At 72.1% G+C, this 8,977-nt stretch carries 8 protein-coding genes; 2 read left to right on the forward strand and 6 right to left on the reverse strand.

Annotated elements, in window-relative coordinates:
* Positions 1-1,189 (reverse strand): M20/M25/M40 family metallo-hydrolase (locus FOY91_RS19640; protein ID WP_145155520.1); only part of this gene is annotated, 1,189 nt, incomplete at its 3' end.
* An 89-nt stretch (positions 1,190-1,278) separates the two neighbouring features.
* Here FOY91_RS19640 and FOY91_RS19645 point away from each other — a divergent pair.
* Complete coding sequence (locus FOY91_RS19645; RefSeq protein ID WP_145155522.1) at positions 1,279-2,451, forward strand: alpha-hydroxy-acid oxidizing protein; 1,173 nt, start codon at positions 1,279-1,281, stop codon at positions 2,449-2,451.
* A 20-nt stretch (positions 2,452-2,471) separates the two neighbouring features.
* Here the strand turns inward: FOY91_RS19645 and FOY91_RS19650 are convergent, their stop codons facing one another.
* From FOY91_RS19650 to FOY91_RS19670, 5 genes are all read right to left on the reverse strand, one after another.
* Entirely contained in the window at positions 2,472-3,173 is a 702-nt protein-coding gene (locus FOY91_RS19650; protein WP_145155524.1) for a head GIN domain-containing protein, read from the reverse strand.
* A gap of 103 nt (positions 3,174-3,276) precedes the next feature.
* Entirely contained in the window at positions 3,277-3,795 is a 519-nt protein-coding gene (locus FOY91_RS19655) for a CarD family transcriptional regulator (RefSeq protein ID WP_145155525.1), read from the reverse strand.
* A 223-nt stretch (positions 3,796-4,018) separates the two neighbouring features.
* Positions 4,019-4,357, reverse strand: coding sequence for a ferredoxin FdxA (fdxA, locus tag FOY91_RS19660; RefSeq protein ID WP_145155527.1), 339 nt, complete (start codon positions 4,355-4,357; stop codon positions 4,019-4,021).
* Positions 4,358-4,385: 28 nt separating this feature from the next.
* Positions 4,386-4,736: an RNA-binding S4 domain-containing protein gene (locus tag FOY91_RS19665; RefSeq protein ID WP_145155529.1), complete on the reverse strand. Its 351-nt coding sequence runs from the start codon at positions 4,734-4,736 to the stop codon at positions 4,386-4,388.
* On the reverse strand, positions 4,729-7,272 hold the full coding sequence (locus FOY91_RS19670; RefSeq protein ID WP_145155531.1) for a helicase-related protein: 2,544 nt from the start codon (positions 7,270-7,272) through the stop codon (positions 4,729-4,731). Before FOY91_RS19670 ends, FOY91_RS19665 begins: the two co-directional genes overlap by 8 nt.
* Positions 7,273-7,453: 181 nt before the next feature.
* Here FOY91_RS19670 and FOY91_RS19675 point away from each other — a divergent pair.
* Positions 7,454-8,977 (forward strand): M23 family metallopeptidase (locus tag FOY91_RS19675; protein WP_145155533.1); only part of this gene is annotated, 1,524 nt, incomplete at its 3' end.

Genomic DNA, 8,977 nt, shown 5'->3' on the forward strand with positions numbered 1-8,977 from the left:
CGTTCCACCACGCCAGCAGCGGACGACCCACGGTGAAGCCGAACGGGATCGCCGTCGCCGACCGCGCCAGCATCAGGGCCAACACGAGCGTGAGCAGCAGATGCGCCGCCGCCGCCACCCCGCGCAGCCCCGCCGCACTCGACGCCGACCGCCGCCACGCGATGCCGCCCGCCGCCAGCCCCACGCCGAGGATCAGCCACCCGGCCCACGCCGGCCAGGCGACCACCGCCAGCCCCAGCACGCTGACATAGGCCGGATCGGGGGCGGCGGCGGGCAGTTCGGCCGCATCCACCAGCCCCCGCATCACGGCCAGCACCTGTTCGCCGAGATGCTGCAGCGAGCGGGGGTCGAGCCGTTCGGGGGTGGAGCTGGCCGCGTGGTAATCGAACTGCCGGTCGAGGATGGCGTAGTTCAACCCCGGCAGCCCGCGATCGACGGCGACGCGGAAATCGCTGCTGTTGCGGATCAGCCGCTCCACCCACGCCGCGATCGAATCGGTCGTCGGGTGGATCGCGGTGCGGCGATAAAGATCGATCGCGCCGCCGGCGTCGCGCCCCGTCTCGTGCATGATCGCCCGGCCACCGCCGCCGCGCATGTCCATGTTGACGACGAAGCCGACGCGCGCCGCCGCCGGATCGCCGTCGAAGAAGGCACGCGCCCCCAGCAGCCCGTTCTCCTCGGCATCGCTGAACAGCAGGATCATGTCGCGGCGACCCGGCCCGCCGGCCTTCAATGCACGGATGGTCTCCAGCGCGGCGGCCAGCCCCGCCCCGTCGTCCGCCGCGCCGGGGGAGGAGGGCACGGAGTCGTAATGCGCCATCAGCAGCACCGCCGGCAGGCGCGAATCGTAGCCGGGCAGCACGCCGACGATGTTGCGGACCTCCGCCCCGTCCACCGCCAGCCCCCGCGCGCCGGGCTTCAGCTTGATCGCGCGCGCCGCCGCCACGCGCGGGGCGAGGCCCAGCGCCTGCATCCGCGCGACCAGCCGCGCCCGCACCCGGCCATGCTCCACCGACCCGACCGGATGCGCGTTGCGCCCTATCAAGCGCACGTCCGCCATCGCCCGCATCGCCGAGAAGCGGGTCGCGCTGGCATCGGCCGGCAGCGCGGTCGGCGGCGCGGAGGCATGCCATGCTGCCAGCAACGCGATCAGCGCGGCGAGCGCGAGGAGCAGGCGCGCGCGCGTCACGCGCCGCCGCCGGACGCCATGACCGGATTTCGCCTCGTTTCGGCGTAACGTCCTGTCAAACAACGCCACCCCGGCCTATGCCCGCCCGCATGGGGAGCCTGCTCGAAGCGCCGGGACCACACCGTCAGGCGGCAATCTACGTGGCGGGCACCGCGCCGGCCGTGCCGGTCGATGCAGACCGCCTGCGGGCGGCGGCACAGGCGATGCTTTCGCCCGAGGCGTTCGCCTATGCCGATGGGGCGGCCGGGCGCGGCACGACGCGACGGGCCAACCGCCACGCGCTCGATCGCTGGCAGATCCGCCCGCGCGTGGGCCGCGACATCACCGGCGGCGACATGCGCGCAACCCTGTTCGGCCGCACCCTGCCCGTGCCGATGCTGCTGGCGCCGCTCGGCGCGCTTGAGCTCGCGCATCCGCACGCCGACCTCGCCGTCGCCCGTGCTGCGGCAGGTGCGGGTGTGCCGATGATCGTCTCGTCGCAGGCCTCGTTCGCGATGGAGCGGATCGCCGGGGAAATGGCGGACGCGCCGCGCTGGTTCCAGCTCTACCCCAGCCGGTCCGCCGCGCTGGTCGAAAGCCTGGTGACCCGGGCCGAGGCGTGCGGATGCGAGGCGATCGTCGTCACGCTCGACACGCCCACGCTGGGCTGGCGGCCCGACGATCTCGATCTCGGCCACCTGCCGTTCTTCTTCGGCAAGGGAATAGCCAATTATCTCAGCGATCCGGTGTTCCGCGCGCTGCTCGATCGCCCGCCGGAAGAAGACCTGCCGGCGGCGGTGCGCATGTTCCTCGGTGTCTTCGCCAACCCCGGCTTCACCTGGGCCAAACTGGCAGGCGTGCGCGCGCTCACCCGCCTGCCGCTGCTGGTGAAGGGAGTCACCCACCCGGACGATGCCCGCCGCGCGATCGATCACGGCGTGGACGGGATCATCGTCTCCAACCACGGCGGGCGGCAGATCGATGGCGCGGTGCCCGCCGTGACCGCGCTGGACGAGATCGCGCCGGTCGTCGCCGGGCAGGTGCCCGTGCTGTTCGACAGCGGGATCAGGGGCGGTACCGACATCTTCCGCGCCCTGGCGCTGGGAGCGAACGGGGTACTGATCGGCCGCCCGCTGTTCCACGCGCTGGCGGTGGCCGGCGAGGCGGGAGTGGCGGCGCTGATCGCCAACCTGATCGCCGAGTTCGACCTGACGATGCGGCTGGCCGGCTGCACCGCGATCGCGGAGATCGACCGGAACATGATCCGCCGCGGCGAACCCTGAGGCGGCGGGTGCGGGCCCGCCTAGCGCCGGCCGCTGCCGCACGTCACCTCGCTCGCCCCGACGCTGCGCACCGTGCAGGCCGGCGATCCGTCGATCGCCACGGTGCCGCTGCCGCTCGCCGTCACCGTCACCGCACGGCGCACCGCCAGCCGCACCGTCGCCGATCCGTCCGCGCTCACATTGGCATCCGCCGCCGTCAGCCGCACAGCCTCCAGCGCACCCGACCCGCGCACGATCACCCGCGCGTCCGCGACCTGCCCCGCCACCTCGATCGTGCCCGAGCCGACGACGGTGGCGGCCAGCCGGTCGGTCTCCAGCCGGCCGAGACGGAGACGGCCCGATCCCTCCACCACCAGATCCACCCGCTGCGCGCGCATCGCATCGATCGCCAGGCTGCCCGAACCGGAGAGGCTGGCCGCGACCAGTTGCGGCGCGGTGACGGCGATCGTCACCGGCCCGCGATCGCCGGCGGCGGGGCCGCCCCAGCCGTTCGCATCGCGACGCACCACCAGCGTGCGCCCGTCCACCCGCACGATCACCGCATCCAGCGCCGCCGGACTGCCGGTGGCGCGCGCGGACGATCCCCGGTTGTTCGTCACGCTGACGGCATAGGGGCCTTCCACGCGGATCCGGTCGAAACTGGTGATGGTATAGCCGCGCTCGGCGGCGGCCGCGGGAAAGGCGGCGGCGAGTAACAGCGCGGCGGCGGCGAGGCGGATCATCCCGCCTGTGTGTCACCCCGCTGTCGCCGCGCCAATCGAAAAGGCACTGACAAAAAAGGCGGCGCCAGCGGCACCGCCCTTCTCGTCCTGCCGGCAGGCGGGATTACTTGTTGTGGATCGCCGCCGAGGCGCGAAGGATGTCGAGGATCTTCTCCTGCGCGGTCGGCTCGTCCACCTGCTCCATCGCGGCAAGCTCGCGTGCAAGCCGGCTGGTCGCCGCCTCGAAGATCTGCCGTTCGGAATAGCTCTGCTCGGGCTGGTCGTCCGCGCGGAACAGATCGCGCACCACCTCGGCGATCGACACCAGATCGCCCGAGTTGATCTTGGCCTCATACTCCTGCGCGCGGCGCGACCACATCGTGCGCTTGACCTTGGGCTTGCCCTTTAGCGTCGTCAGCGCCTCCTGCAACGTGACGTTGGACGAGAGCTTGCGCATCCCGACCGATTCCGCCTTGTTGGTTGGCACACGAAGCGTCATCCGCTCCTTCTCGAACCGCAGCACGTACAGTTCCAGCTTGATCCCGGCGATCTCCTGGCTCTGCAGTTCCACGACCCGGCCGACGCCATGCTTGGGATACACCACATAATCGCCGACGACGAAGCTCAGCGCCTTTGCAGCCATGTAAGGAACCTTTCCGAGTGTGAAGCCGCCACCCGCCTGAACGATCCGCGCGCGCAACGCGCAGCGGTCGGCAGCATGGGCAAAGGCTATGCGAACCAGCTTTTGTGTTGCGAATGCGAATGCACCCGCTCCCGTTGCCTGATTATATAGCAGGTCCAACGACAAAAAGCCAGCATGTCACGCGGTCCCCGCCCGCGCTGCGGCAGCGCGGCGAGAACGAGGCTTAGTCGCCCTGGCCAGGCTCCGGCGAGAAATACTTCTCGAACTTGCCGTCCTCGCCCTTGTGCTCGTCGGCATCGTCCGGCGCGTCGCGCTTGCGGGTGATGTTGGGCCAGCTAGCCGAAAAGGTGGTGTTCAGCTCCATCCACTTTTCCAGCCCGCTCTCGGTATCGGGCAGGATCGCCTCGGCCGGGCATTCCGGCTCGCACACGCCGCAATCGATGCACTCGCTCGGGTTGATGACGAGCATGTTGTCGCCCTCGTAGAAGCAGTCGACCGGACAGACTTCCACGCAATCCATATACTTGCAACGGATGCAGGCATCGGTGACGACGTAGGTCATGGGGCAAGCTCCTGAAGGTGGTCGCCTGCTAGGTCGGCCTGTCCGGCACGTCAATATCGTCGGCCGGGTGAAAAGCATTCTCATCCCCCCGCAAGGCAGTGACGGACGGCATCGCCGGGGCGAGATCGGTATAGCACAGCCGCGCTTCGCCAGCAGGCCCGCGCCGCGCCGGCAGCGCCTCCACCCGGATCACCCGGACCCGGTCGTGGAGCGCGAAGGTGAGGACGTTGCCGATCCGCACCGCGGTGTGCGCTCGGGCGATGGGGCGGCCGTCGATCCGCATGTGTCCCGCCTCGGCGGTGGCCTGCGCGTAGCTCCGCGTCTTGGCGAGACGCGTGAACCAGAGGAACTTGTCGATCCTGAGGCCGACCTCAGCCATTGCCCACCCCGCGTGCCAGCACCGCAAACGCATTCTCGCGCACCGGCCGCACGGGCGGGTGCACCCGCTCGGGCCGGGGCGCGCCGCGCCACACCCAGCGCGCCCGCTCCGCCTCCGGCTCGGCCGGGCGGAAACCGAGCGCGAGCATCAGTTGCGCGAAGCTGGCCGGCCGCAGCCCCAGCGAGGTCGCCAGCGCCGGGTCAGGCGCGAACGGCACCCGCCCGCCCTTCGCCTGCCCGCGCGTATCGTGTGCGATCCGCGCCAGCCGCTCGACCAGATCGACACGTAGCATCTGCCCGCCGAGCGGTCGGAAACCCGCGAAGGCGAAGGCGTGATAGCCATCGCGATCGTCGGGCGTGGTCACCACCACCGCGCCTGCCGGCGGCGGCACGCGCATCACCCCGTCGTGATAGGCGGCCGCCAGCGCCAGCCGCCAGCGCACCGGCTCGGGCCGCAGCAGCGCCGGCACGTAGATGTCGAGCGTGCCCAGCTTGATCCCCAGCTTCGCCGCCGCCGGCCGCAGCGGGCGATCGACCGCCGCCACCACCGCCTCCACCGGCGCGCGGGCCAGCACGCCGCCCGCATCCGCCAGCGGCGCACACAGGGCGCGCAACGCCCCCGGCTGCGCCGCATCCTGCGCCGCCGCCGCCAGCGTCACCAGCGCCGGCAACTGGCGCGCGATCTCGTCCGCCAGCCACCGCTCCAGCCGGGCCGTCACCGCCTTGCGATCGTCGGGCGTCAGGCTGTCGAGCGCCTTGTACGGCAGCAGCCGGGGCGTCAGCATCGTCCGCCCCCGGCCCAGCCGCGCCACGATATGCCCGCGCCAGAACACCGCGACCGGCCGCCCCGGGTCGGTCGCCAGCGTGAAGCCGCCGTCGCCCTCCGCCACCAGTGCCTTCGCCCGGCCGGCCAGCACGCCGCCCAGCCGCCGCTCGGCCGCCGCCAGCAGCCGCTTCATGTCCCCCACCTTCGTGGTGGGGTCGACACGGAAGCGGAACCCGTCGAGATGGCCGATCGGCTCGCCATCCACCGCCACCACGCCGTCCCCCGCCACCGTCACCGGCAGCGCGTCCATCCCGCGCGCACCCAGATCGCGCATCAGCACGGCGGTCCGCCGGTCGACGAACCGCTGGGTCAGCCGCTGATGCAGCGCGTCGGACAGGCGCTCCTCGATCTCGCGCGTGCGCTCGGCCCATTTCTCCGGCTCGGCCAGCCAGTCCGGCCGATGGGCGATATAGGCCCACGTCCGCACCCCCGCGATGCGATCGGCGATCGTCTCCACGTCGCCGCCCGTCTGGTCGAGCCGTTGCAGCTCGTCGGCGAACCACTGCACCGGCAGATGCCCGCTGCCCTCGCTCAGGTGCCGATACACCCGCCCGACGAGGCGCGAGTGCGGCTCCACCCCGGTCTTGCGGAAATCGGGCAGGCCGCACGCCGCCCAGAGCCGGGCGACGGCGCGCGCGCCCTTCGCCCGCTCGCGCACCCAGCCCTCGTCGGCCAGCCGGCGCAGCACAGCCAGGTCGATCGCCTCGGGAGCAGCGCGCAACTGCGGCCGGTCGGGCTTGCGCTCCAGCGAGACGAGCAGCGCATCGAGGCTGCTGCGGTCCGGCTCGCCCTCGCGCCAGTACAGGTGGTCGAGCGGGGCGAAGCGATGCTCCTCGATCGCCGCCACCTCCTCGTCGTCGAAGCCGCCGGTCGCGCCCTCAACGCTCAGCGTGCCGAAGGTGCCGTCGCGCTGGTGGCGCCCGGCGCGGCCGGCGATCTGCGCCATCTCGGGCACCGTCAGCCGGCGGGTGCGGCGGCCGTCGAACTTGCGCAGCGACGCGAAGGCGACATGCGAGACATCCATGTTTAGCCCCATGCCGATCGCATCGGTGGCGACGAGATAGTCCACCTCGCCCGCCTGGAACATTGCCACCTGCGCGTTGCGCGTGCGGGGGGAAAGCGCGCCCATGACCACCGCCGCCCCGCCGCGCAACCGCCGCAGCATCTCGGCCACCGCATACACCTCCTCGGCGGAGAAGGCGACGATCGCCGAGCGCGGCGGCAGGCGCGACAGCTTGGCGGCACCCGCATAGCTGAGCGTGGAGAAGCGCGGCCGGTTGATGATCTCGATCCCCGGGATCAGCGCCTTCAGCAGCGGGCGCAGCGATTCCGAGCCGAGGATCATCGTCTCGTCGCGCCCGCGCGCGCGCAACAGGCGGTCGGTGAACACATGGCCGCGATTGGGGTCCGCCCCCAACTGCGCCTCGTCCAGCGCCACAAAGGCGAGGTCACGCTCCAGCGGCATCGATTCGGCGGTGCAGAGGAACCAGCGCGCCTGCGGGGGCAGGATCTTCTCCTCGCCGGTGATGAGCGCGACCGAGGCGGCGCCCTTGATCGCCACCACCCGCTCGTACACCTCGCGTGCCAGCAGGCGCAGCGGAAAGCCGATCATGCCGGACGAATGGCCGCACATCCGCTCGATCGCCAGATGGGTCTTGCCCGTATTGGTCGGGCCGAGGACGGCGACGACCGGGCTGGCAAAGCGCGACATGCCCGCAACATCGGGCGGCCTGCGGGCAAACACAAGGGGCTGCCGTCGATGGACGCAGGTTCCACGGCCCGCCCCGTTCCAACCGCGCTTCATCGCGGCGGGGATGTGCGACACCACCGCTTAATTTGACTTTAACCGCGTGGCTGCACAATCCCGCTTCGGGCCGCGCGCGATGCGCGGAATGGATTTCGGGGGGCTGCGGCCTTTGTACCTACGCGACGACACGGGGTTTACCGCAGGCGGCGGCGGTGCGGCGACGCTCGGCTTCGGGCAGGCGCGACCGGTGGACGTGCGAGCGGTACGCCGCGCGCCCGTCCTGGGCTGGCGGCAGCGGATCGCCGATTTCGATCCGGTCGTCGACCTGGGCGCGCGAATCGGCAGTGGCGAGTGGTGGCGCGGCCTCGCCACCTGCACGTTGCTGTGCGGCGGCGCGATCGCCACCGCCCCCGGCCTTACCCCCCTGCCCGGCGCCACGCCGCCGGCATTGTCCGCCGCGCAATGGCGGGAGGCGCGTGCGCTGGGCTTCGCGCCGCTCGCGCTGGGCGGCGATACCGGGCGGCGGATGGCGGCGACCGACGCGGTGGAGCCGCTGGTCGATACCCCCGAACGCCCCACGATCGACCTGACCGCCACGCTGGGCCGGGGCGACGGTTTCGCCCGCGTGCTGGAACGCGCCGGGGTCGCCGCGGGCGAGGCGCAGGCGGTGGCGGCACGGGTGGCCGCTGTCGTGCCGCTCGGCGCGATCCGGCCGGGCACCCGGCTCGATCTCACGCTCGGCCGCCGTGCCAGCCGCGCGCAGCCCCGCCCGCTCGATGCGCTCGCCTTCCGTGCGCGTCTCGACCTGAAACTGGCGATCGAGCGGATCGGCGGTGCGCTGGTTCTGCGCCCCACGCCGATCGCGGTCGACGATACGCCGCTGCGCATCACCGGGCGCGTCGGATCGAGCCTCTATGCCGCCGCCCGCGCCGCCGGCGCCCCGGCCCCCGCCGTCGCCGGCTATATCCGCGCGCTCTCGGCCCGCCTGTCGATCGGGCGCGACGTGCGGGCGAACGATCGCTTCGACCTGATCGTGGCGCAGCGCCGCGCCGCCACCGGCGAGGTGGAGACGGGCGACCTGCTCTATGCGGGGCTGGATCAGGGCAGCCGCCGGACGCGCCTGCTGAAATGGACCGTCGGCGGGCAGAGCCAGTTCTTCGAGGCCTCCGGCGTGGGCGAGCGGCGCGGCGCGATGACGCAGCCGGTGGTCGGCCACCTCACCTCCGGTTTCGGGATGCGCCGCCATCCGCTGCTCGGTTTCTCGCGCTTCCATCGCGGGGTGGATTTCGGCGCGGCCTACGGCTCGCCGATCGTCGCGGCGACGGGGGGGACGGTCAGCTACTCGGGGTGGCACGGCGGGCACGGCAACTACGTGATGATCCAGCACGGCGGAGGCATCGCCACCGCCTACGGCCATATGAGCCGCATCGTGGCGCGGGCGGGCACGCGCGTGGCGCAGGGCCAGCTGATCGGCTACGTCGGCTCGACCGGCCTCTCGACCGGGCCGCACCTGCATTACGAGGTGTATCGCAACGGCGTGGCGATCAACCCCACGAGCATCCGCTTCACCACGACGTCGCAACTCGCCGGCCGTGACCTTGCCGCCTTCCGCGCAACGCTGGCACGGTTGCTCGCGGTGCGGCCGGGGGCATCGGCGCAAGGGGGGCAG

Source organism: Alterirhizorhabdus solaris (genome assembly GCF_007785815.1).
Lineage (GTDB): Bacteria > Pseudomonadota > Alphaproteobacteria > Sphingomonadales > Sphingomonadaceae > Alterirhizorhabdus > Alterirhizorhabdus solaris.

Coding starts and splice junctions, on each gene's coding strand:
- FOY91_RS19665 (WP_145155529.1), bottom strand. CDS start 4,736: ATGGCTGAGGTCGGCCTCAGGATCGACAAGTTCCTCTGGTTCACGCGT.
- FOY91_RS19655 (WP_145155525.1), bottom strand. CDS start 3,795: ATGGCTGCAAAGGCGCTGAGCTTCGTCGTCGGCGATTATGTGGTGTAT.
- FOY91_RS19650 (WP_145155524.1), bottom strand. CDS start 3,173: ATGATCCGCCTCGCCGCCGCCGCGCTGTTACTCGCCGCCGCCTTTCCC.
- fdxA (WP_145155527.1), bottom strand. CDS start 4,357: ATGACCTACGTCGTCACCGATGCCTGCATCCGTTGCAAGTATATGGAT.
- FOY91_RS19670 (WP_145155531.1), bottom strand. CDS start 7,272: ATGTCGCGCTTTGCCAGCCCGGTCGTCGCCGTCCTCGGCCCGACCAAT.
- FOY91_RS19645 (WP_145155522.1), top strand. CDS start 1,279: ATGGGGAGCCTGCTCGAAGCGCCGGGACCACACCGTCAGGCGGCAATC.